This window comes from Williamsia deligens (assembly GCF_024171765.1).
Taxonomy (GTDB): Bacteria; Actinomycetota; Actinomycetes; order Mycobacteriales; family Mycobacteriaceae; genus Williamsia_A; species Williamsia_A deligens.
In genome coordinates this window covers 1963874-1987041 of record NZ_JAMTCI010000001.1, presented here as the reverse complement: position 1 = coordinate 1987041, position 23168 = coordinate 1963874, and the positions used below count along the sequence as shown (strand labels likewise).

The window sequence follows — 23168 nt, the reverse complement described above, 5'->3', positions numbered from 1 at the left end:
TCACACTCCCGTTCGGGTCGGTTGGGGTTCCGGCGTGGCGCCGGACAGTCGGTCGAGGGCGGGCAGGGCGCGGTTGAGCAACCCCAGTCCCGCCGTGTAGGTGCGGGGCAGGTGTCGCTTGGCGGCCCAGATCATCCGGGCGTCCGGCTGCGGCACCACGTAGAGCCGTTCGCGGTCGTGGGCGTCGAGCGTGGTGCGGGCCACGCGCTCCGGGGAGACCCCGGTCCACTTCATCACCGTCTGGGCGAGAGCCGATGCGCCACCGGCGATCCGGCCGTCGACGGCGACGTTGGTCTTGACGAACGTCGGGCACAGGACGGTGACGGCCAGCCCGGTGCCGCCGGACTCCGCGGCGATCGTCTCCGACAGCGCCAGCACACCGGCCTTGCCGACGTTGTAGGCGGCCATCGACGGAGCCGCCGAGAACGCCGCCGTCGACGCGACGTTGATCAGGCCGGCACGCCCGGCGCGACGGAGCTGCGGCAGGAAGCGTTCCGAGCCGTAGACCATGCCCCACAGGTTGATCCCGAGGGCCCACTGCCAGTCCTCGAGGCCGATCTCCCCGACGGGCCGACCCCCGATGCCCACGCCGGCGTTGTTGATCATCAGCGTCGTCGGGGCACCGAAGTGGTCCTCCGCGAGATCGGCCAGGGCGTCGATGTCCTCGGTCCGGGAGACGTCGCAGAACACGGCGTGCGCCCTGCCGGCTCCCTCCGCCTCGATCAGCGCGACCGTCTCCTTGGCGCGGTCGGCGTCGATGTCGGCGCAGATCACCGATCCGCCGCGGCGGGCGAGTTCGACGGCGAACGCCCGCCCGATGCCGCTGCCGGCACCGGTGACGACCGCGCGCGCGTGGTGGGTTCGACGGTCAGGTCGCGACGCGAACATCGGCGACGTCCTCTCTGGATTCACGCAGAACCCGGGTGATGAAGTCCGCCGCCTCGGTCAGAGCGCGGTCGGCCTCGGGGATGAGGCGGGGGAACGCCTGGAAGACGTGCATCTGTCCTGGCCACACCGACAACGTGCACGGCCCGCCCGCCCGCCGGATCATGGCGTCGGCGTGTTCGGCGTCGGCGCAGAGCATCTCGGCGCCACCGGCCTGGATCAGCGTCGGCGGCAACGGGTGGTGCGGGTCAACTCGCAGGACGAGACGCGGGTTGTCACGCACGTCGCGGATGTAGTGGTCGACCAGTTTCCGCGCGGCGCGTGCGGAGATCATCGGGTCCCGGCGGATCCGCTCCCGCTGCGCCGCGAGACCCAGCGTCAGATCGATCAGTGGCGACATCATCAGGGCCGCGGCGGGTTGTGGCCGCCCGTCACGGGCGTTGTCCGACAACAGCTCTAGGATCAGGTGACCGCCGGCGGAGTCACCGGCGAGGACGATGTCGGCCGCGCGGTACCCCGTCGACAGCAGCCAGCGGTAGGCGGCGGCGACGTCGTCTCCCGCGGCGGGATGCCGATGTTCGGGCGCCAGCCGGTAGTCGACGGTGAACGCAGGCATCCCGGTGGCCTGCGACAGGCGCGCGACGAGGGACCGGTGGGTGGCCGGCGAACAGATGGAGAACGCGCTGCCGTGGACGTAGAGGATGACCGGGCGCGCGGCTGTGGTCGATCCCGCCCGGACCCACTCCCCGCGGATCCGCGACCCGTCGTCGAGGGTGGCGTCGACACGATCGATCTGGGTGCGTGCGGGCACACCACCACCGATCCGCATCCCGGTGGCCACGAGAGAGCGCGCGATGAGGACGCCTGCTCGGGTGCCGGGAACCACCTCGGCGAGGGGCCGCAGCCACAGGCTGGTCGTCGCGGTCAGCACCCGCGATCGGCTGGAAGGTCTCACGGGCCACACACCATCACCCACAGTGCCATTTGTCAATGGCACAGTCAGGGATGGAGCACGGCATCCTGTCGGTATCGTTCCGTCCTGCCATGACCGAGTACCGGATCGATGACCTCGCCCGCGCGGCCGGGACCACCACCCGCAACGTGCGCGGATACCAGGACCGCGGGCTGCTGCCCCGGCCCGTCAAGCGTGGGCGCATCGCGATCTACACCGACACCCACCTCGCTCGGCTGACGCTCATCAACAACCTGCTCAAGCGGGGCTTCACCGCCCGTCACATCGCCGACTTCATCCGCGGGATGCAACGCGGCGACGATCTCGCGAAGGTCCTCGGCGTCGACGAGATCCTCGCCGAGCCCTGGTCCACCGCGACGCTGGAGCGCGTCTCGACGGAGAGTCTGCGGTCCATCGTCGGCAGCCGCCACGACGAGGAACTCGACGGCCTCGAGCGGATCAACCTCGTGAAGAAGGTCGGTGGGGGCGACTACGTCATCCTCGACAGCGACACGGTCCACGGCATCGGCCGTCTGGTGGACCTCGGGCTGTCGCTGCCGTCGATCATCGAGGTCTTCGGGAAATTGGAGGCACAGGTCGACGGGGCCGCGACGACGCTGATCTCCGCCGCCCGCGACGAGTTCGTCTCCCGTCGCGGTGAGGGCTGGGTGCCCCGCGGCGACGAGGAGTCCGAATGGGCCGCCGTGCTGATGTCGGAGATGCGCACCACCGCGACCAACGCGGCGCACAACGCCCTGAACCGGGCGATGGACCGCGCGCTGCGACTGGAGCTGAAGGACTACCTCACGCAGGCACCGGACGACGCCGCGAGCTGAGCGAGCCGATCGTCACCGCGAGCTGAAAGAGCTCGTCAGGTCAGACGACGCGCGGGGTCCCGCCGAGGGCGTGGTATTCCCAGCCGGCGTCGATCCACACCGCCGGGTCGAGGCACCGGCGACCGTCGACGATGACCTTCTTGCGCACCACCGACTCGAGGTCCGCGGGCTTGAGCTCCACGAACTCCTTCCACTCGGTGAGGACGAGCACCGCGTCGGCGAGTTCGCACGCCTGCGAGGCGGTCTCGGAGTACCCGAGGGTCGGGAACTGCTTGCGGGAGTTGTCCATGGCCTTGGGGTCGTAGATGCTGACGCCCGCCCCCTGCAGTTGCAGCTGACCCGCGACGTTCAGCGCGGGTGAGTCGCGGACGTCGTCGCTCTCGGGCTTGAAGGCGCAGCCGAGGACGGCGACGTTGGAGCCGAGCAGGCTGCCGCCGCAGGCCTTGGTCGCCAGCTCGACCATGCGGGCGCGTCGGCGCATGTTGATGGAGTCGACCTCGCGCAGGAACGTCAACGCCGGTGCGGCGCCCAGCTCGCCCGCGCGGGCCATGAACGCGCGGATGTCCTTGGGCAGGCAGCCTCCGCCGAAACCCAGTCCGGCGTTGAGGAACTTGCGTCCGATGCGCTGGTCGTACCCGATGGCGTCGGCCAGGACCGACACGTCGGCACCCGCCGCCTCGCACACCTCGCTGATCGCGTTGATGAACGAGATCTTCGTCGCGAGAAAGGCATTCGCGGACGCCTTGACCATCTCGGCGGTCGCGAGGTCCGTCGTCAGGAACGGGGTGTCCTCGGCGAGGATCGCCGCGTAGATCTCCTCCACCTGGGCGGTGACCGCCTCGGTGTCACCCTCGGGGTCGAGCCCGAGGACGAGGCGATCCGGGTGAAGGGTGTCCTTGACCGCGAACCCCTCGCGCAGGAACTCCGGATTCCAGGCGACCTCGATGTCCGCGTCTGTCCCCGACGCCGCGATCCGCTTCTTGATCTCCGCCGAGGTACCCACCGGCACAGTCGATTTGCCGATCAGCAAGTGCGATCCCTGCAGGCGCGAGACGAGTTCGTCGACGACGGCGAACACGTAACGCAGGTCCGCCGCGTACTCGCCCCGCTTCTGCGGCGTCCCGACACCGAGGAAGTGCACCGACGCGAAGGCCGCCGCCTCGTCGTAGTCGGAGGTGAAGTGCAACCGACCCGACTCCAGGTTGCGCTGCAGCACCTCGGGTAGGCCGGGCTCGTAGAACGGGACACGTCCGTCGGAGAGCATCGCGATCTTGTCCGCGTCGACGTCGACGCCGAGGACCTCGTGGCCGAGCTCGGCCATGCATGCGGCATGGGTCGCTCCGAGATATCCGCAGCCGAAGACCGTCACCTTCATGCGCCGTACCGTAACCGATGAAAGCGATTGAGGGGCAACCGGAAGAACGGCGTCAGCTGCTCGGATGAACGCCCGTCGAGCCCCGAGTTACGCGCAGGTGACGCGCCGCGACGGATCGTTGATGTCGGATCGCGGACTCAGTCGCGGACGAAGTTGAGATACGCCTTCGACGGGGTGGGTCCGCGCTGCCCCTGGTACTTCGAGCCCACGCCCGCGCTGCCGTAGGGGTTCTCGGCCGGGCTCGAGAGCCGGATGAGACACAACTGCCCGATCTTCATGCCCGGCCACAGGGTGATCGGCAGGTTCGCCACGTTCGACAGCTCGAGGGTGATGTGGCCGGTGAACCCGGGGTCGATGAACCCCGCGGTCGAGTGCGTCAGCAGGCCCAGTCGGCCGAGCGACGACTTCCCCTCCAGCCGGCCGGCGAGGTCGTCGGGAAGCGTGCACACCTCGAGCGTCGACCCGAGGACGAACTCGCCGGGGTGCAGGACGAACGGCTCGCCGGTGGGCGGCTCGACCAGCGTCGTCAGCTCGTCCTGCTGCATGGCCGGGTCGATGTGGGTGTAGCGCGTGTTGTTGAAGACGCGGAACAGGCTGTCGAGCCGCACGTCGATGCTCGACGGCTGCACCAGCTCGGGATCGAACGGTTCGACGGCGAGCCGTCCGCCGCCGATCTCGGCGCGGATGTCCCTGTCGGAGAGAAGCATGGTGAGCACGCTATCCGAGCGCTCCACTTCCAGGGTTCCCGCCCCAGTTCCGGGGTTCCCGCTCCAGTTGCAGGGTTCCCGCTCCAGTTGCCGAAGGACGCTCCGCCTGCAGGCGGAGCGTCCTCGCACAAGTGGAGCGTCTGCACCGCAGGCGTGCGGAGGGTCAGCGGTCGGCCAGCCACTCCGTGATGCGGTCGAGGGGCCAGGTGGTGACGATGCGGTCGGCGTCGATGCCGAGCCTCTCCGCCCGTTCGCACCCCAGGTGCTTGAAGTCGAGTTGCCCCGGTGCGTGCGCATCGGAGTCGATCGCGAACAGGCACCCCAGGTCACGGGCCAGTTCGATGAGGTCGTCGGGCGGGTCGACGCGTTCGGGTCGGGAGTTGATCTCCACCGCCGTGTTCGATTCCAGGCACGCGGTGAACACCGCTTCCGCGTCGAACCTCGACTGGGGGCGCTGACCGCGGCCACCCGTCACGCGACGTCCCGTGCAGTGTCCGAGCACCCGCACCCGGGGGTCACGGACGGCCGCCACCATCCGACGCGTCATCGGTCCGGCGTCCATCTTCAGCTCCGAGTGCACCGAGGCGGTCACCACCTGCAGGCGGTCGAGCATCTCGTCGGTCTGGTCGAGCGCGCCGTCGGTGAGGATGTCGACCTCGATGCCCGTCAGCACCGTCAACTCCCCCGCGAGCTCGGCGTTCAGTTCGTCGATGACGTCGAGCTGACGTGTCAGCCGCTCCACCGACAGCCCGTTCGCGACCCGCAGACGCGGCGAGTGGTCGGTCATCGCCAGCCACTCCTGATCGAGGGCGATCGCCGCTGCCGCCATCTCGTCGATCGGCGCGCCGCCGTCGCTCCAGTCCGAGTGCGCGTGCAGGTCGCCTCGGATCTGCGCGTACAGATCGTCCCCACCGTCGGTGAGCGCACCCGCCGACTCCGACAGCGACGCCAGGTACGACGGCACCTCGCCCGCCACCGCCTGCTCGATCACCGCGGCTGTCGTCTTGCCGATCCCCGACACCGACGTGATGGTGCGTCGCCGCACTCGCTCGGCCACCTCGGCGTCCCCCAGCTGTTCGACGGCGCCGGCCGCCTTCCGAAACGCTTCGACGCGGTAGCTGCTCTCGCGGTTGCGTTCGAGCAGGAACGCGATCCGGCGGAGGGCGTCACGGGGCGACATCGGCGCCTGCGGGGCGGGTGCTGCACGCATCCCTCCAGTGTGGCCGACCCCGGCCCGCCTCCGCCGCGACTCCACCACCGGCCTGAGGAGCGCGTTTGCTAGTCTTGCGACGCGCTCCAGAGGCGCACGCCGATGTAGTTCAATGGCAGAACATCAGCTTCCCAAGCTGAATACGCGGGTTCGATTCCCGTCATCGGCTCCATCACCGCCTGTCGCTCGAACGCACGATCTTCGATCGTTCGGCGTCCATTTGCCCGTATTCGACGGGCCAATCTGATCAGCTGCACACATCAGCATCGCTGCGGTCGGGCAAGACGGGTCTCCCGCGCGAACCGCACGGACAGATTGCCGAGAACCATGACCACGACTCCGCCCACCGATCCGTTCTCCAAGCCCGCCGGGCAAGCGCCGCAGGCGAAATCGTCGAAGAAGCCCTGGCTGATCGGAGGCGGCATCGCAGTCGTGGCGATCGCGATCATCGCTGCTGTCGCGAGCGGGGGCAGCGGCGACGACACGACGACCGCCGCCAGTGCAGCGTCGACGACCACGACCACGAGCACCATCACCGTCAACGCGCAGCCGCCCGCGACGACGGCCGTCGAGAGCACCACCGCATCCCCTGCCCCGACATCCACCTCGACGCAACCGCCGGTCGCCGCAGGAGCTGCCGCAGGCGGCGTGATGCCGTCGGTCGTGTGCATGAACCTGCAGGAGGCGCAGGACCTGATCCAGCAGCAAGGCGTCTTCTTCTCGCGCAGCCATGACGCGACCGGCCAGGGCCGCCGCCAGGTCCTCGATCGGAACTGGGTTGTCGTCGAACAGAGTCCGGCACCCGGCACCCCGATCAGCGAGGGCGACGCGGACCTCGGAGCCGTGAAGATAGGAGAACCGTCGGAGTGCTGAAGGCGCTCTCGGGCACTGTCACAACGAATCGTGACCCAGGCCACCGTCCTGTACAGAATCACTTATAGTTCCCGCCGGATGAGCTACATCGACCGTGGGGGACACGACATCGTGGATTTCGATCGATCTGTACTGACGCGCCAGGCCCGACGCCTGCGCGCCGTGACCGTGGGCGTGGCGACAGCCGCCGTGGTCGCGACCGGCCTCACCGGCACGGCACACGCCGCCCCGGCCGCACCGGCTCCGACGCCGGCTGCCTCTGCCGTGAACGAGTCGTTCTACACACCGCCGAGCCCGCTGCCCGCCGGCAAGCCCGGCGACGTCATCCGGTCGCAGCCGCTGCCGACGGCCATCACCATCCCCAGCCCGACGGGTCCCATCCCGGCGAAGGCGACGCGGATCATGTACCTGTCGATCGACGCCAACGGCGCCCCGATCGCGGTCACCGGCTACTACCTGCAGCCCACGAAGAAGTGGACGGGCCCGGGCGCACGTCCCGTCGTCGCCTACGCCGGAGGTCTCCACGGCCAGGGCGACCAGTGCGCTGCGTCGAAGCTGCTGCAGGAGGGCGTCACCCTCAACTTCCCGGGTGGCCCGATGGCCGAGATCGAACAGATCGTCACGCTCAACCTGGTCAACCAGGGATACGGCGTCGTCTCCAGTGACTACATGGGCGGCGGCACACCCGGAACCCACACGTTCGGCAACCGGGTCGACCAGGGCCACGCCATCATCGACGCGACCCGCGCCGCACTGAAGCTCCCCGAGGTGTCCCCGGAGGCGAAGGTCGCCATCACCGGGTACTCGCAGGGCGGTGGCGCCGCGGCATCGGCGGCCGAGCTCCTCGGCACCTACGCACCCGAGCTGCCGGTCGTCGGCGTCTACGCCGGCGGTGTCCCCGGGGATCTGCTCCGCGAGATGAACTACCTCGACGGCAACCGGCTCGGCGGCGTGATCGGTTACGCCCTCAACGGCGCGACGTACCGCTACCCGGAGTTCAAGGCGCGGATCGCGAACGTCCTGAACCCCTACGGCAAGCAGGTCATGCAGCAGGTGTCCGGTGAGTGCATCGTGCTGACCTCGGCGCGCGGCAAGCCGAGCACCCGTGAATGGACGGTGTCGCACAAGTCGTTCGGTGAGCTCGTCGTCGCCGACCCGATCCTGAGCAAGTACGTCCACGAACAGGACCTCGGCACCATCAAGCCGACTGTGCCCGTGCTGCTGTCGTCGAACCCGGACGACCCCACGGTCCCTGTCGTCCAGGGCCGCGAGCTGTACTCGAAGTGGTGCGAGAAGGGCCCGGCGTCGTTGCAGTACACCGAGATCCCGTTCCCGGTCCGCTTCATCAGCTCGTCGACGTTCGGTCACGTCGCCGGCGGTATCAGCGGATTCCAGCGGGCGTTCGACTGGCTGGCGGACCGGTTCGCCGGCAAGCCACCGGTGCAGGGCTGCTCGTTCTCCTGAGACCGAGACGCATCTGACCGACTGCCCCGGCGCGACGATCGCGTCGGGGCAGTCGTCTGTCTGCGGCCCGCCCGGGCGGTGACCCCTACCTGCGCGACTTCCAGCTGTAGCGCACCTGCGGACGCCCGGTGCGACCGTATTCGGTGGTCCGCGTGAGCAACCCGTCGTCGGCGAGTCGCTCCAGGTAGCGCCAGGCGGTGACGCGGGAGATCCCCGACGCGGTCGCCGCCTCCCCTGCCGTCAGGCCGCTCTCGCTGTCCTGCACCTGCCGACCGACCTGCTCTGCGGTCGCGGCGGCGGCCCCCGTCGGCGCCGCGGCGCGATCGTCGGCACCGCGCAGCACGGCCATCGCCCGGTCGACCTCCGCCTGTCCGACCGCGTCCGTACCCGCCGGCAATGCGGCGCGGTACTCGCGATACCGCTCCAGCTTGTCCCGGAACGCGGCGAACGTGAACGGCTTCAGCAGGTACAGCAGGACCCCGTGGGCGACGGCGGCGCGCACCACCGACAGGTCGCGTTCGGAGGTGATCGCGATGATGTCGGGTTCGGGTCGCAGCCCCGACAGCGCCGACGCCAACTCGATGCCGCTCGCGTCGGGCAGACCGATGTCGAGCAACACGACGTCGACGGGGTTCTCCTCCGCCGCACAGCGCGCCACGGCCCGCAGTGCGTTCTGCGCCGTCCCCGCCGTCCCGACGACGACGAACCCCGACAGGCGTTCCACGTACGCCTCGTGGGCCTGCGCGATCAGCGGTTCGTCCTCGACGATCAGGACGCGAATCGGATCGGTCACGCACGCACCGCGTCTCGTCCGGACCGCAGCGGGACCGCCGGGCCGGCGGGCACCACGACGGTGACCACCGACCCGTAGGTCATCTCGGCGGTGATCGTCCCACCGTGACGGTGGACGACCTGCGACACCAGCGCCAGCCCGAGACCGCGCCCGCCCGCCGCGGACCCGTCGGCGACGGGCTTCGTCGAGTACCCGCGCGTGCGCGCACGCTCGAACTCGTCGGCGTCCATGCCCGGGCCGCTGTCCGCCACACGGATCAGCAGCTCACCGTCGTCCTCCCGCACCGTCACCTCCACCCAGGGGTCCTCGCGATCACAGGCGTCGAGAGCGTTGTCGATGAGATTGCCTGCCACGGTCACCATCTCGTGTCCGGTCAACGGCGCATGCTCGACGTCGTCGAGCCGACTGTCCTCGGTGACCGTCAGCGTCACACCACGCTCGTCCGCCTGCGCGGACTTGCCGAGCAACAGCGCCACCAGCGCCGGCTCGGCCACCGCGGCGGTCAGGCGGTCGACGAGATGTTGGGACAGTTCGAGTTCCGTGGTCGCGAACCGCACAGCCTCGTCGGATCGGCCGATCTCGATGAGCCCGATGACGGTGTGTAATCGATTGGCCGACTCGTGGGCGGCAGCGCGCAGTGACTCCGCGAACACCCGCATCGAGTCCAACTCGCCCATGGCCCCCTGCAGTTCGGTCCGATCACGCAGGGTCACCACCGCACTGCGCTTGCCGTCACGGTGCAGCATCCGCACCCGGTTCACCACCAGCACACGATCACCCACGACGTGGACCTCGTCGCGGATCTCCCGTCGCTCGAGGACGAAGTCCGGCAGCTCGTCGGCGGTGCGGCCGTCGACCTGCAGCAGCCGACGGGCCTCGTCGTTCACGAGCACCGGCTTCCCGCCCTCCATCACGACGAGACCCTCACGGACGGAGTGCAACACCGCGTCGTGGTGGTCGTACATGACGCGCAGGTCCTCGGGCGCGAGACCGTGTGTCTGACGGAGCAGCCGACGCCGCACGGCGAAGGTGCCCACGAAGGAGATGAGGAGCAGGATCGCCAGGACCAACCCGATGAGCGGGAGCTGTGCCATCCACCGGTCGCCCAGCGTCGACAACGTGATGCCCGCGGCCACGAGGCCCACGATCCTGCCGCCGGAGTCCCGCACCGGGGCGACCGCCCGGATCGACGGACCCAGCGTCCCCGTGGACGTCTCGGTGAAGATCCGGCCGGCCAGCGCGGGCGCTATGGTGCCGACGAACGGTTTGCCGATCAACGACGGCGTCGTGTGGGTGAACCGGGTGCGGTCCGGCGACATGATCGTGATGAACGCCATCCCCGTCTCCGCCCGGACCTGCTCGGTCAGCGGCTGCAGACGGACCGTGGGCGATCCGGAGGTGATCGCCTGGGCGGTCGACGGGGCGTCGGCGAGCGACGCGGCCACCGCCACGACCTCCCCCCGCGCGGACCGCTGCTCGCCGCGACGTGCGTCCCACGCGGCCAACGAACCGGCGACGGCGACCAGCACGACGATGGCCACCAGTTGCAGCAGGAACGCCTGACCTGCCAGCGACCGCGGCACGAGACGTCTCACGACTGCGTCCTCTCGTGAACGAAATGAAACCAAGCGTGACCCGACTCACACATTCACGCCATCATCACCCACAGCGGATACACACGAGCACCCGGAGGACACCATGACCGCCACCGACGACCGACCCCCCACCACACCGGAACCCCCGCAGCCACCCACGGCCGAGAAGCCCAAGCGCGACCGCACCCACTGGCTGTACATCGCGGTGATCGTCGCCGTCGTCGCCGGTGTCGCCGTGGGCATCCTGGCGCCCGACGTCGGCAAGGACCTCGGTGTCCTCGGCACGATGTTCGTCAGCCTGATCAAGATGATGATCGCGCCGGTCATCTTCTGCACCATCGTCCTGGGCATCGGCTCGGTCCGGAAGGCCGCCACCGTCGGCAAGGTCGGCGGTCTGGCGTTCGCCTACTTCCTGGTGATGTCGACGTTCGCGCTCGCGATCGGCCTCATCGTCGGCAACCTGATCCAGCCGGGCACCGGTCTCGACATCACGTCCGCAGCCGGTCAGGGCGAGAAGCTCGCAGGCAAGGCCAAGGAGGCCGGCGGCCTGATGGACTTCATCCAGAGCATCATCCCGGACTCCCTGCTGTCCTCACTGACCGCGGGCAGCGTCCTGCAGGCGCTGTTCGTCGCCCTGCTCGTGGGTTTCGCGATCCAGGCACTCGGATCCACCGGCGAGCCGATCCTTCGCGGCGTCGGCCACATCCAGAAGCTCGTGTTCAAGATCCTGTCGATGATCCTGTGGCTCGCCCCGATCGGCGCGTTCGGCGCCATCGCCAACGTCGTCGGCCAGACCGGCTGGAGTGCGGTGACACACCTGCTCACGCTGATGCTCGCCTTCTACCTGACCTGCGCGATCTTCGTCTTCGGTGTGCTGGGCGCGATCCTGCGGCTCACCGTCGGCGCCTCGATCTTCAAGCTGGTCCGCTACCTGGCCCGCGAGTACCTGCTCATCGTCGCGACGTCCTCGTCGGAGTCGGCCCTGCCGCGTCTCATCGCCAAGATGGAGCACATCGGCGTCGACCGCTCCACCGTCGGCGTCGTGGTCCCCACCGGCTACTCGTTCAACCTCGACGGCACCGCCATCTACCTCACGATGGCGTCGCTGTTCATCGCCGAGGCACTCGGCGACCCGCTCAGCCTCGGTGAGCAGATCGGCCTGCTGGTCTTCATGATCGTCGCGTCGAAGGGTGCGGCCGGCGTCAGCGGCGCCGGACTGGCCACGCTCGCAGGCGGTCTGCAGGCCCACCGTCCCGAACTGCTCGACGGCGTCGGACTGATCGTCGGCATCGACCGGTTCATGTCGGAGGCCCGCGCCGTCACCAACTTCTCGGGCAACGCGGTCGCCACCCTGCTCGTCGGCAGCTGGACCCACACGGTCGACAAGGCGAAGATGCGCAACGTCCTCGACGGCAACGACCCGTTCGACGAGATCTCGATGGTCGATCCGCACGACCTGCCGTCCGTGGCGTCGGCCGACCCCGGCAGCCCGTCCCTGACGAAGACCGCGGGCTCGGCGACGTAGCTCTCCCGCACACACGAAACGGCCGGTGCTGCGACCCCCGAAGGTCGCAGCACCGGCCGTCTCGTTTCTGCCCTACTTGGCCGCGGTGGTCGCCGGCGTCTGCTGGGTCGTCGTCGCCGCGGTGGTCGACGGACCCGAGCTCGTCGTCGGAGCCGCGGAGGTCGTCCCCGTGGCAGCCGCGGCCGACGTGGTCGCGGCTGTCGACGTCGCGGTGGTGGCCACCGACGTCGCCGTGGACGGCGAGGTCGTCGTCACCGCTGTCGTTGTCGGCGCCGACGAGGTCGTCGTGGCGGTCGACTGCGACGACCGTGCAGCCGACGTCTGCGTCGTGGTCGACGGCGCAGCGGACGACGCGGACGTCGACGTGGGAGCAGCAGACGTCGCGACCGGGGTCGACGACGTGGTGGTCGCTGCCGTGGTGCCCGATGCCGCGAGAGCCGCGGGCTCACCCGTCGTGGCCGGGGCGGGCGTCGCCGAGGTGGTGGAGCTCGGCGCGGTCGACGACGTGGTGGTCTGTGCGACCGCCAGGGTCTTCGCCGTCGTCGTGGTCGCCGCGGGGGCCGGGCTGAACGCGGCGGCGATCGCAGCCGCGATCTGCTGGAGCCATGCCTGGACGGACGCCTGCACAGCAGCTGCCCACGCCTCGAACGGGTTGGTGACCACCGGCGGCGGCGGTGTCGAGGTCCCCGGGTTCTGCGGGTGGGCCGCGATGAAGTCCTTGACGACCTGCGCGGCCGCCTTGGCGATCCACGAGTCGGTGAACAGTCCGAAGGTGGACTCCGCGTCCCAGGTGTTCGAGCTGTTCCGGTCGACCAGGGTGTACAGGAACGTCGGACCCGCGTAGGACAGGTTGCTCCAGGTGGTCAGGAAGTCGTTGATCATCGACGCCTGGTTGCCGACGCCCGGGATCCCGGTCGGTACGCCGTACTCCGAGCTCCAGATCTTCTTCAGTCCGTCACCGTTGGCCTGCATCAGCTGGTAGATCGCGTTCGCCTGCTGGAGCGGGGATCCGGGGACGATGTTGCCGGCCGAGAAGGGCAGCGACCACTGGTACGGGTGGAACGAGAGGGCGTCGAAGTAGCCCTTCGCGCCGGCCGCGTACATCTGCTGCACGAAGTCGACGGGGTTGAGCGTCAACGATCCCCAGGTCTGGGTCGCGCCGACGACGGCACCGATGACCTGGGCCTTCGGGTCGGCCGCCTTGATCGCGGTGTACGCCGCCTTCAACAGGGCCGTGTACCCCGCCGGGTCCGGGCTGGGCTGGTAGGCGAAGGCCGAGTTGGGCTCGTTCCACACCTCGTAGGCCGACACCTTGCCCGCGTACCTGGAGGCGAGGGCGCTCGCGAAAGTCCCCAGGGTCGCGGGGTTGTCCGGCGGGGCGTAGAGGTTCGTGTAGGTCCCGCGGGCCCAGGCGGGGGTGGTGTTGATGACACCCAGCACCCCGATGCCGCGGGCGGCCGCGGCGTTCACCATGTTGTCGATGGCGGTCCAGTTGTATTGCCCGGGCGCCGTCTCGACGGTCGACCACGGGATGGCGAGCCGGATGTTCTGGACGCCGAGGGACTGCATCTTGTCCAGACGCTCCGCGATCTGGGCCGGGTCCGTCGAGACGAAGAACATGTCGTTGTCGGAGACGCCGACAGTGGTCGACGAGTCCGAGATGGACGCGGTGTCGACGATGGCGATCGCGGCTCGCGAGTTGGGCAGCAATGCTGCCCCGGCGACGGCGCAGAACGTCAAGAGAGCGAACACAGCCGCAGCGAATGTGATCGGCGTGGCTGAAGGAACGAGCCGTCGCATGGGTACTCCGTTTCTTCGAGCCCCCCTGGCCTGAGCAAATTAGAGCACGTCGCCAAACTTTATGAGACATAAACTTTGGTAATTGTGGGTCACCGACGCCCCCTGTTTTCCCACGCGTAACAACTGCGCGGCACACGAGCCACTCCCGCGAATTCCGTTACACGTGACACGAATTCAGTCGGCGCGTACAGTTCGACCGCCCCACCGCCGCCGCGTCGAGCCCGGGGCTCGCACCGTCGATATGCGCCGCCTAGTTCATTCGCTGCGCAAATATTCCGGCCGAAATATCCTTCATATTCGGCGAGATTTCCTGCGCCGCTGCGCAGTCGGTCGACAGGCTCGGGTGCGGGCCGAGCCCGTCGGACATCGCGACCCACGAACGGTCCGGGGTGAGGTCGGATACAGTCGCGGCGAAACCAGAGGGGGGTTCTCAGTGCTGTTCCGTGTCCGCCCCGGAGTCCCGGTGCCCGCTTCGCATGATCGGCGACGACGCCCGGCGACCCGACGGCTGATCGCCGTCGGCCTCGCCGCGATCGCCGGCATCTGCCTCGCTCCGGCCACCGCCGTCGCGCAACCGACGCCACCCGCACGCGACAGCACGACCGCGACCCTGGTGAACCGGACGCCGGTGAGCGCCCGACACGACATCCTCACCGTCCGCGACCCGGCGACCGGCCAGCGCGTGCGCGTCGAGGTCCTCCACCCTCGCGGTGACGCACCCCGTCCCACGCTGTATCTCCTCGACGGGATCGACGCCGGCGTCTACACCGGGTTCCGCAACAGCGGGTGGACGGTGCAGACCGACATCGTCCGGTTCATGGCGGACAAGAACGTCAACGTGGTGATGCCCATCGGCGGGACCGCCAGCTACTACACCGACTGGCTCCGGCCGGACCCCGTCCTCGGGGTGAACCGGTGGGAGTCCTTCCTCACCGAGGCCCTGCCACCGCTGATCGACGCGACCTACAAGGGAAACGGGGCCGACGCGATCGGCGGCCTGTCGATGGGGGCCACCTCGGCCATGGTGCTGACCGCCCGCCACCCGGACCTCTACCGCGGCGTGATGGCACTGAGCGGATGCTTCGACTTCGGCCCCCTGCCGTACCGGCAGGCGGTCGCCGCCACCGTCGCCACCCGAGGCGGCAACTACCTCAACATGTGGGGACCGCTCGACGCCGGTGAGTGGGCGGCGAACGATCCGGCACGGCACCTGAAGGCCCTGGTCGGCAAGCCGATCTACATCGCGGTCGGCAACGGACTGCCCGACCTCCGACTCGGCCTCGCCGGACTCGCCTCACCCGTCGGAGGCTTCCTCGAGAGTGCCGCCGAGTCCTGCACGCGGTCGTTCCAAACCAAGGCGACGCGGGCCGGGGTGAAGGCCACCTACGACTACCGCTCAGGACTGCACTCGTGGGGCTACTGGGCGCGCGACCTCCCGAGGGCCTGGCCGACGATCGCGAAGGCGCTCGACATCTCCTGAGGCGTCGGCCCGCGGTTCAGCCGAGCGCGGCGAGGTTGGCGCCCATGGCCTCTCGCCAGACGCCGAGTCGGCGATCGATGATCCGTGCCTCCCGGTCGGGGTGGGCGGCCACGGCGGCGCTGATCCCCGACGGGCCGGGGCCCATCCGCGCGAACTGCCGCACGATGCACCCCGTGCTCGCCGGCTCCACCTCGAAACCCCACCACGTCATCGGCTCCGGACCGGGGGCCGGTCGCACGGGTGACGGGTCGGGCTCGTCCCACAGTCCGAACACCGCGTAGACCCACCGACGACCCGGCTCGAGGTCGACCACCACGCACGACGTGCTCCACTCGCCGAGATCGTCGCTGCGGTTGTGACCGATAAACCGGGCCCCGAGTGCGACACCGTCGTGACCGTCCTCCCACTCGACGGACGACAGCTCGCCGGGGACGCGCGTCGGGAGGGTGATGTCCGTGACCGACGCCCACGCCGCGTCGACCGAGATCGTCAGTCGCGCGCTCACCTCGACGGTGGGGAGGTCGCGAACACGCATCTACGCGTCGTCGTCGGGGGCGGCGATGTTCATCTCGTCGGGGTGGATGCCGACGCGACGGTTGTTCGCCAGGTTCGCGATGTCGAGCATGTCGGCGTCGTCGAGGGAGAAGTCGAAGACGTCGATGTTCTGGGTGATCCGTTCCGGCGTCACGGATTTCGGGATGACGACCAGTCCACCCTGCAGGTGCCACCGGATGATGACCTGGGCGATGGACTTGTCGTACTTCTCGGCGATCCCACCCAGGGTGCTGTCGGAGAGGAGGGTGTTGTCCTTCGACGCCTTCCCCCACCCCGAGTTGGGCGTGCCGCCGAGCGGACTCCACGACTCGACGGCGATGCCGCTGTCGGCGGCGAAGGCGCGCAGCTCGTTCTGCGGGAGGTTGGGGTGGCACTCGACCTGGTCGACGGCGGGAACGACGTCACCTTCGCCGATGAGCACCTGGAGGTGGTGCGGCTCGAAGTTGCACACGCCGATGGCCTTCGCCTTGCCCGACTCCGCGATCTCCTGCATCGCCTCCCAGGTCCGCTTCATGCGGTCCATGTCGAGAAGGGGCCAGTGGACGAGATAGAGGTCGACCTGGTCGAGGCCGAGCTTGCGGAGGCTGGTGTCACACGCCTCGATCACGGCGTCACGCCCACGCTGGTCGGCGTTCCACAGCTTGGTGGTGACGAACAGGTCGTTCCGCGCGATCGACGACGCCGCGATCGCCCGCCCGACCGCCTCCTCGTTGCCGTAGGCGGCGGCGGTGTCGATGTGGGTGTACCCGGCTTCGTCGAGAGCGTGGGTGACGGCGCGCTCGGTCTCGTCGTCGTCGGCCTGCCACACCCCCAACCCGAGTTGGGGGATCGTCGTCCCCGAGTTGAGTTCGACCCCTGGCACGGCGGATGTCATGACACCAGGTTAATCGGTCGAGGCCGGGGGTACGTTGGGGAAATGGCAATCTCGAAGGGCGACACCGTCAGTTGGAACACCCCGCAGGGCAAGACCGAGGGCACGGCCAAGGAGAAGCGGACGAAGGAGTTCGAGTTCGAGGGCCAGAAGTTCAAGGCCTCCGAGGACGAGCCCTACTGGATCGTGGAGTCCGACAAGACCGGGTCGAAGGCGGCCCACAAGGAATCCACCCTCGACGAGAAGTGACCGGAGGGGCCATGCCTGATCCGCAGCAGTCCCGCCGCGCGCTGGGTGACATCGCGACGGCGAAGTACGTCCAGCTGACCACCTTCACCAAGGACGGGCGCGCCAAGCCGGTGCCGATCTGGGCGGCGTTCGTCGACTCCGGACCGGAGGCCGGCGAGCTGGTGATGTGGACCCAGGCGTCGTCGTGGAAGGTCAAGCGGGTCCGCAACACCCCCCGCGTCCAACTGGCCACCTGCGACCGGGCCGGCAAGAACGTCGGAACCCCCGTCGAGGGCACCGCCCGCGTCCTCGACGACGCAGGCACCGCCCGGACCCGACAGGCCATCAACGCCAAGTATGGGCTCGTCGGCCGGCTCGCCACCACCGCCAGTTCCCTGTTCAAGGGCAAGTCCTCCACCATCGGCATCGCCGCCGCGCCGAAGCTGTAGGAACCCGCGCCGAACGCGCGAACCCGCGTCGTGCCCGACGCGGATACGCGAGCACGGCGCGGGCCGAGGTCACTCCGAGCGGGAGTGGCGGCCGCCTGCGCCGCCGTCGCGTACCCGGGCGCGGTGGTTGTCGGGGACCTCGTATTTGTGGACGAGGGCGACCGCGATCGCCGTCGTGAGCGGCACCGACAGCGCGATCGCGATGCCGCCGACAAACGACCGGGCCAACTCCACCGCGACGGTGTCCGTCGTCGCCAACGACGAGAACGACTGTCCCGCCACGGAGAACAGCAGCAGCAGCGGCAGCGCGCTGCCCGCGTAGGCGAACACCAGGGTGTAGACGGTGCTCGCGATGTGGTCGCGGCCGACGCGCATCGCCGCCGCGAACGTCGCGCGCCGACTCCGCCCGCCCGCGGCGAGCTCGAAGACCGCCGACGCCTGCGTGATGGTCACGTCGTTGAGGACACCCAGCGCGCCGATGATGAACCCCGCCAACAGGATGCCGTTGGTCGAGATGCCCGTGGAGTACACCTGCAGGTTCGTCGTCTGCTCCCCCGACAGCCCGGTGATGTTCATCGTCACCACCGACAGGTACGAGAGCACCGCGGCCGCCGCCAGCGACGACAGCGTGCCGAGCAGCGCGGCACTGGTGCGCAGGCTGATCCCGTGCGCCAGGTAGATGACGATCAGCAGGATGGCCGCCGCCGACACCAACGCGACCGCCACGGGTGATCGGCCGTCCAGGATCGCGGGCAGCGTGAACACCAACAGCACGGCGAACGCGATCACCAGACCGATCACCGATCGCAGTCCGCGCCAGGCGGCGACGAGCAGGATCGCGAGGACAAAGACGACAGCCCAGATGACGGTCGACGTCCCGCGGCTGTAGTCGTAGAAGGCGTAGGTCGACGCCCCCTGACCGCTCGGCGAGACCACGAGCCGGATGTCGTCGCCGACCTTGAGGTCCGGTTGCCCCGGCTGCGGACGATCGAGCTGGTCCGCCGGCGGCTTCGTGACCGTGACACCGGGTTGCCCGCCCGACTGCGCGCGGTTGGTGGCGACCTCGATGAGGGTGTTGGCGTCCTTGTCGCGGCCCGAGGTGATCTTCACGGTGTTCTCGATGCACGGCCCGTCACCGGCGGCGCTCACCGGCGCGTCACCGCCGAACACGCTGCCCGCGGCCTGATTCAGGCACGACGACCTCGCCTGGGCGATCACGGTGCCGGTCTGCGTGACGAGCCGCCCGTCCGGCGCGGCCGACTGGAACTGCAGCGGCACCGAGTGCGCGCGATGGTCGGGCCAGAGCACCACGGCACCGATCCCGACGGCCACGGCACAGGCGACGATGAGACCCACGACGATCCGCGCGGCCATCGGGCGGAGGTGGACCGCGACGGCCCGTGGGCTGTGGGTGTGCCCGTGTGCACGGTCCGGCTCGGTGGGATCCACGACGCAACTCTAGGGGCGGGTTCTCGCGGCCCGTCGTGCTCGGTCACGCCCAGGTGGGCGGGAACGGCGATTCTGCAGGTGAGAGCGCCGACGATGGGCGATCATGACGGGATGATCGACGAGCTGCAGCACGAGGCCGACGCCCTGCTGGCGGCCGGCGACTACGCCCACGCCCTGCCGGAGTTCTGCGTCCTGCGCGAGATCCGGGCACGACAGGACGGTCCCTACTCCACCAAGTACCTGGCCAACCTGCACGACGCCGTGCGGTGCATGTGCCATCTGCAGAAGTGGTCGGATTCCGAACCGTTGGCCCGCGAGCTCTATGGCAAGTACGTCCGCATGAACGGTCCGGGTGGACCCAAGACCGTCGACGCCGCGAAGCGGTACGCCTGGGCGCTGGTGCAACTGGAGAAGACCGACCCGGCGATCGCGGTGTACCTGTCGGTGGCCGACGCGCTGTGGGGCCTGGGCGACGAACACCAGGCGCTGGCCATGCTGGGAGCCGCCGTCGCGCGGCGCCAGGACCTCGACCTCCACAGCCTGCGCAACGCCGACCACCTCGGGCGGGCGGCGCTCGCCGTGCACCTCCCGGTCCCCGCCGAGTGCCTCACGATGGACGGGTACCGGGCCCCCTGACCGCCCCCGCCGGTGCGGGCTCGCCGCGTCGGATCGCCGTCTGCACCATCCCGGTGGACTTCGTGGTCTCGAATCCCATGGACTCGTACAGCGCGCGGCCGGGCGGGTCCGCCATCAGCGTGATGTACGGATGCGGGGGCGCTGCGTCGACGATGAGAGTCAGCAACCGCTGCACGACGGCCGTGCCCAGCCCGCGACGCTGGTGATCGGGGTCGGTGGCGATGTCGGTGATGTGGAAGTACCACCCGCCGTCACCGAGGACCCGGCCCATCGCGACCACCGCGCCGGACGCGTCGACGACGTGACACCCACCCCATGCGTTCGCCAGGGCCGGACGGGCCTGGTCCTCGGTGACCGGGGTCAGGCCGGACACCGCGCGCAGCCGGCGGTAGTCGTCGAGTCCCGGCAGGTTGTCGAGCAGTCGGAGTCCGTCGTCCATGGCGGCAGGGTAGCCAGCTCGCCGGACACCGCCCGACGATCCGACCCGTCGACCACGGTGTTGGATGGAGCCCGTGCGTGCCGTCGATCGATCACCTGCGGACACCCGTGTCCCGGACCCCCGGGCGTGGTGGGCCGTCGCCGCGGCGATGGCCGCCATCGCGTGGGGCGGGAACGAGTTCACGCCGTTGCTGGTGATGTACGAGTCCGTGCACGGCCTGCCCGGACCCGTCGTCGACGCGTTGCTGTTCGCCTACGTCCTGGGGATCGTCCCGGCGCTGCTCATCGGCGGTCCGCTGTCGGATCGGCACGGGCGCGTCGCCCTGATGCGTCCGGCGCCGGTCATCGCCGCGGCGGGGTCGCTGATCCTGGCCCTCGGGGCCGACCACGTGTCGCTGCTGGTGGTGGGCCGCGTGTTGTCCGGGGTGGGCCTCGGGCTGGCGATGGCCGTGGGCAGCAGCTGGGTCAAGGAGTTGTCCGGCGCCCCGTGGACACCGGACGCCTCGCCCACACTGGGCGCCCGGCGCGGCGCGATGAGCCTGACGTTCGGACTCGGTGTCGGCGCGGCCGTGGCCGGTGTGCTCGCCCAGTGGGCGCCCCTGCAGGACTCGTTGGCGTACCTGGTCAACGTCGGCCTGTGTCTGGCGGCCGCGGTGTGGGTGTGGTCGGCGCCGGAGACGATCTCCGGCGACCGTGCGCCGCGGCGGCTGGTCGACGACCTCAAGATCCGCGCGGTCGCCCAGCGACGGTTCGTGCGCGTCGTCGTCCCGGTGGCGCCCTGGGTCTTCGGTTCCGCCGCCGCCGCATACGCGGTCCTGCCGACCCTGATGTCCGACCGTGTCGCCGACGTCCGGATCGCCTACGCCGCCGCGGTGACCCTCGTGACCCTCGCGTCGGGGTTCGCGGTGCAGTCGGTGGCCCGCCGGATCGACCGTCCCGACCGCGCCCGCAGCTCCGTCGTCGCGCTGGTGTTCCTCATGCTCGGGATGGCCACCGGGGGTGTCGCGGCATATGTCCTCGACCCGTGGCTGACCCTGCTGGCGGGGGCTGTGCTCGGTGCGGGCTACGGCATGGCGCTCGTCGCCGGCCTGTCGGAGGTCGGGCGCATCGCCGAGCCCGCCGACCTCGCGGGACTGACCGCGGTGTTCTACTCCCTGACCTACCTCGGTTTCGGTGCGCCGGTAGTCCTGTCGCTGGTGCACCAGAGCATCCCCGACCTGACCTATCCCATCCTCTTCGCGGCCGGGGTGGTGCTGGCAGTCGTGAGCCTGGTGGCGGTCCTGTCCGACTACCGCGATCCCGACGCGGTCGTCGTCCCCGACGACGATCTCGACCGGGCCCCGAGCAGCGAGGTGTCACGGTGAGCGACGAGAAGCACATGTTCACCCTCGCCGACGACCGGTACGTTCCGGCGGAGCGGGCGTTCGGACGCTGGGGTCCCGACATGTTGAACGGCCCCGCGGTCTGCGCGGCCGCAGCGCATGCGCTCGAGATCCGCCACGGGAGTGAGGACTTCGTCCCCGCCCGTACCACCATCGACATGTTCAAGGCTGCGCGCGGCGTGCCGCTCGTCCCGGTGTCACGGGTGGTGCGGGAGGGCCGGCGCATCCGCGTGGCCGAGGTGGACCTCCAGCAGGACGACGTCGTGGTGGCCCGGGCGACGATGGTCGCCCTGCGCACATCGGAGCCGCCGTCCGGGCAGGAGTGGCAGTCACAGCACCCGTTCGACCCGCCGGCGTCCGACGAGCACCGTCGGTGGTTCGGCAGTGACGACCGCGGCTGGACGACGCACATGTCCGAACACCAGAACGCGAGCCGGAAACGGCTGTGGTCGACGGTGATCCCCGTCGTGGCCGGCGAGGAACCCAGCCCCTACGTGCAGGTGGTGATGGCCGCGGAGAGCACGAGCCTGGTCACCAACTGGGGCTCGGAGGGCATCGGTTACATCAACTGCGATCTGACGGTGGCGATCTCGCGCCTCCCCGAGGGATCGCGGATCGGGCTCCAGGCCGACACCCACATCACCGCAGCCGGGCTCTCCGTCGGCACAGCGACCCTCTTCGATGCCCGGGGTCCGATCGGCACGGGCGTGGTCACCGCCGTGGCGAATCCCGCCGCCCAGATCGACTTCTCCCGGGGGGTGCCGGCCCGATGAGCAGCGAGGTGTCGCAGGTCGAGATCCGTCCGGGTCAGCGAGTCGAGGTGCACCGCAGCGGATCCGGACCCGTGGTGCTCCTCAACGGCGGGTTGGGTCAGCCGGCGCAGGTGTGGGAGTACACCGGCGTGACCCAGGCTCTCGCCACGGCCGGTTTCTCCACCATCGCCCACAGCGCGCGAGGCGTTGCGCCCTCGTCCGCCCCTCCCGGCCCCTACACCGCGGCCGATCTCGCCGACGACGCCGCCGCACTGCTCGACGTCCTCGCGATCGACGACGTCATCGTCGTGGGCTACTCGATGGGGTGCTACGTCACCCAAGAGCTCATCCGCCGTCACCCCGGTCGGGTGCGGGCGACCGCCCTGGTCGCGGGGATCCAGCCGTCACCGATCGGTGAACTGGTGGGGCGCATGGAGATCGGCCTGCTCGACACGTACGGGACGATCCCGGCGGACGTGATGACGTTCGAGCAGCTGGTCACCACCCTGCACCCCGCACTGCTGCAGGACGCGGCATCCGTCCGCGGGTGGTCGGAGATCTTCGCGTCGTCGGGTGAGGTGTGGACCGACGACGAGGGGCTGCGCGGGAACCTCATGGCCTCCTACTCGTGGATCACCGCCGACGAGCCGACGCCGGAGCGCTTGTCCGCCATCGACATCCCCACGCTGGTGCTGGCGTTCGAACACGACCTGTTCTTCCCGCCGGCCGGATGTCGGGCGGCCTCCGAGAAGATCCCGGGATCCCGGTTCGCGGTGGTCGAGGGCGTGGGCCACGGCGGATTCTTCACCGGTCAGACCGACGCCGTCGCGCGGATCGTCGACTTCTGCACCGACTTTCGGTAGAGCGGCAGTTCTCCACAGGCTGCCCGTCGGATCTCGATCCTGTCGGTGGG

At 69.6% G+C, this 23168-nt stretch carries 23 protein-coding genes and 1 tRNA gene; 12 read left to right on the top strand and 12 right to left on the bottom strand.

Going from position 1 to position 23168, the window contains the following annotated elements; genetic code table 11:
• Together LX14_RS09465 and LX14_RS09460 are read right to left on the bottom strand one after the other, a co-directional pair.
• Entirely contained in the window at positions 1 to 888 is an 888-nt protein-coding gene (locus LX14_RS09465; protein ID WP_253646963.1) for an SDR family NAD(P)-dependent oxidoreductase, read from the bottom strand.
• A complete protein-coding gene (locus tag LX14_RS09460; protein ID WP_253646962.1) occupies positions 869 to 1840 on the bottom strand; it encodes an alpha/beta hydrolase in 972 nt (323 codons plus the stop codon). Before LX14_RS09460 ends, LX14_RS09465 begins: the two co-directional genes overlap by 20 nt.
• A gap of 89 nt (positions 1841 to 1929) precedes the next feature.
• Here LX14_RS09460 and LX14_RS09455 point away from each other — a divergent pair, with 89 nt between their 5' ends.
• Positions 1930 to 2673 carry a MerR family transcriptional regulator gene (locus LX14_RS09455; RefSeq protein WP_253646961.1) on the top strand — a complete coding sequence of 248 codons (744 nt, stop codon included), beginning with the start codon at positions 1930 to 1932 and terminating at the stop codon, positions 2671 to 2673.
• Between the two features lie 40 nt (positions 2674 to 2713).
• Here the strand turns inward: LX14_RS09455 and LX14_RS09450 are convergent, their stop codons facing one another.
• The 3 genes from LX14_RS09450 to LX14_RS09440 all read right to left on the bottom strand — a co-directional run bounded on the left by LX14_RS09450 (position 2714) and on the right by LX14_RS09440 (position 5965).
• Positions 2714 to 4048, bottom strand: a complete 1335-nt coding sequence (locus tag LX14_RS09450) for a UDP-glucose dehydrogenase family protein (protein WP_253646960.1) — start codon at positions 4046 to 4048, stop codon at positions 2714 to 2716.
• A 137-nt stretch (positions 4049 to 4185) separates the two neighbouring features.
• Positions 4186 to 4755, bottom strand: a complete 570-nt coding sequence (gene dcd, locus LX14_RS09445) for a dCTP deaminase (RefSeq protein ID WP_253646959.1) — start codon at positions 4753 to 4755, stop codon at positions 4186 to 4188.
• Positions 4756 to 4918: 163 nt separating this feature from the next.
• Complete coding sequence (locus LX14_RS09440) at positions 4919 to 5965, bottom strand: PHP domain-containing protein (protein WP_253646958.1); 1047 nt, start codon at positions 5963 to 5965, stop codon at positions 4919 to 4921.
• Positions 5966 to 6063: 98 nt separating this feature from the next.
• Here LX14_RS09440 and LX14_RS09435 point away from each other — a divergent pair.
• From LX14_RS09435 to LX14_RS09425, 3 genes are all read left to right on the top strand, one after another.
• Positions 6064 to 6137, top strand: a tRNA-Gly gene (locus LX14_RS09435).
• Between the two features lie 155 nt (positions 6138 to 6292).
• A complete protein-coding gene (locus tag LX14_RS09430; protein WP_253646957.1) occupies positions 6293 to 6838 on the top strand; it encodes a PASTA domain-containing protein in 546 nt (181 codons plus the stop codon).
• A gap of 78 nt (positions 6839 to 6916) precedes the next feature.
• Positions 6917 to 8302 (top strand): lipase family protein, encoded by a 1386-nt coding sequence (locus LX14_RS09425; RefSeq protein WP_253646956.1) that lies wholly within the window; start codon positions 6917 to 6919, stop codon positions 8300 to 8302.
• Between the two features lie 85 nt (positions 8303 to 8387).
• On the opposite strand, the gene LX14_RS09420 is transcribed toward LX14_RS09425, so the two are convergent.
• Positions 8388 to 9095 (bottom strand): response regulator, encoded by a 708-nt coding sequence (locus LX14_RS09420; RefSeq protein ID WP_253646955.1) that lies wholly within the window; start codon positions 9093 to 9095, stop codon positions 8388 to 8390.
• On the bottom strand, positions 9092 to 10690 hold the full coding sequence (locus LX14_RS09415; protein WP_253646954.1) for a sensor histidine kinase: 1599 nt from the start codon (positions 10688 to 10690) through the stop codon (positions 9092 to 9094). Before LX14_RS09415 ends, LX14_RS09420 begins: the two co-directional genes overlap by 4 nt.
• A gap of 103 nt (positions 10691 to 10793) precedes the next feature.
• Here LX14_RS09415 and LX14_RS09410 point away from each other — a divergent pair, with 103 nt between their 5' ends.
• On the top strand, positions 10794 to 12215 hold the full coding sequence (locus LX14_RS09410; RefSeq protein ID WP_253646953.1) for a cation:dicarboxylate symporter family transporter: 1422 nt from the start codon (positions 10794 to 10796) through the stop codon (positions 12213 to 12215).
• Positions 12216 to 12287: 72 nt separating this feature from the next.
• Here LX14_RS09410 and LX14_RS09405 read toward each other — a convergent pair whose 3' ends face one another.
• Complete coding sequence (locus tag LX14_RS09405) at positions 12288 to 13967, bottom strand: endo-1,4-beta-xylanase (protein ID WP_253646952.1); 1680 nt, start codon at positions 13965 to 13967, stop codon at positions 12288 to 12290.
• Between the two features lie 511 nt (positions 13968 to 14478).
• On the opposite strand from LX14_RS09405, the gene LX14_RS09400 reads away from it, so the two are divergent.
• Positions 14479 to 15495 carry an alpha/beta hydrolase gene (locus LX14_RS09400; RefSeq protein ID WP_253646951.1) on the top strand — a complete coding sequence of 339 codons (1017 nt, stop codon included), beginning with the start codon at positions 14479 to 14481 and terminating at the stop codon, positions 15493 to 15495.
• Between the two features lie 16 nt (positions 15496 to 15511).
• On the opposite strand, the gene LX14_RS09395 is transcribed toward LX14_RS09400, so the two are convergent.
• Positions 15512 to 16030, bottom strand: coding sequence for an SRPBCC family protein (locus LX14_RS09395; protein WP_253646950.1), 519 nt, complete (start codon positions 16028 to 16030; stop codon positions 15512 to 15514).
• The gene (locus LX14_RS09390) at positions 16031 to 16924 is read right to left on the bottom strand and encodes an aldo/keto reductase (protein ID WP_253646949.1); all 894 of its coding nucleotides are present in this window, start codon (positions 16922 to 16924) and stop codon (positions 16031 to 16033) included.
• Between the two features lie 42 nt (positions 16925 to 16966).
• Between LX14_RS09390 and LX14_RS09385 the strand changes: the two genes are divergently transcribed.
• Both LX14_RS09385 and LX14_RS09380 read left to right on the top strand, forming a co-directional pair.
• Positions 16967 to 17170 carry a hypervirulence associated TUDOR domain-containing protein gene (locus LX14_RS09385; RefSeq protein WP_253646948.1) on the top strand — a complete coding sequence of 68 codons (204 nt, stop codon included), beginning with the start codon at positions 16967 to 16969 and terminating at the stop codon, positions 17168 to 17170.
• A gap of 11 nt (positions 17171 to 17181) precedes the next feature.
• Positions 17182 to 17598, top strand: a complete 417-nt coding sequence (locus LX14_RS09380) for a PPOX class F420-dependent oxidoreductase (RefSeq protein ID WP_253646947.1) — start codon at positions 17182 to 17184, stop codon at positions 17596 to 17598.
• A gap of 69 nt (positions 17599 to 17667) precedes the next feature.
• Here the strand turns inward: LX14_RS09380 and LX14_RS09375 are convergent, their stop codons facing one another.
• Positions 17668 to 18972, bottom strand: a complete 1305-nt coding sequence (locus LX14_RS09375) for a YibE/F family protein (protein ID WP_253647956.1) — start codon at positions 18970 to 18972, stop codon at positions 17668 to 17670.
• Positions 18973 to 19158: 186 nt separating this feature from the next.
• Here LX14_RS09375 and LX14_RS09370 point away from each other — a divergent pair, with 186 nt between their 5' ends.
• Entirely contained in the window at positions 19159 to 19683 is a 525-nt protein-coding gene (locus LX14_RS09370; protein ID WP_253646946.1) for a hypothetical protein, read from the top strand.
• Here the strand turns inward: LX14_RS09370 and LX14_RS09365 are convergent.
• On the bottom strand, positions 19655 to 20122 hold the full coding sequence (locus tag LX14_RS09365; RefSeq protein ID WP_253646945.1) for a GNAT family N-acetyltransferase: 468 nt from the start codon (positions 20120 to 20122) through the stop codon (positions 19655 to 19657). The two genes, LX14_RS09370 and LX14_RS09365, sit on opposite strands and share 29 nt — an antisense overlap.
• Before the next feature lie 64 nt (positions 20123 to 20186).
• Between LX14_RS09365 and LX14_RS09360 the strand changes: the two genes are divergently transcribed.
• From LX14_RS09360 to LX14_RS09350, 3 genes are read left to right on the top strand one after another with little or no spacing between them, the layout of a single operon-like run.
• Positions 20187 to 21485, top strand: coding sequence for an MFS transporter (locus LX14_RS09360; RefSeq protein WP_253646944.1), 1299 nt, complete (start codon positions 20187 to 20189; stop codon positions 21483 to 21485).
• Positions 21482 to 22276, top strand: coding sequence for an acyl-CoA thioesterase domain-containing protein (locus LX14_RS09355; RefSeq protein ID WP_253646943.1), 795 nt, complete (start codon positions 21482 to 21484; stop codon positions 22274 to 22276). The genes LX14_RS09360 and LX14_RS09355 overlap by 4 nt, the downstream gene beginning before the upstream one ends.
• A complete protein-coding gene (locus tag LX14_RS09350) occupies positions 22273 to 23118 on the top strand; it encodes an alpha/beta fold hydrolase (RefSeq protein WP_253646942.1) in 846 nt (281 codons plus the stop codon). Before LX14_RS09355 ends, LX14_RS09350 begins: the two co-directional genes overlap by 4 nt.
• The last annotated feature ends 50 nt before the right edge of the window (positions 23119 to 23168 follow it).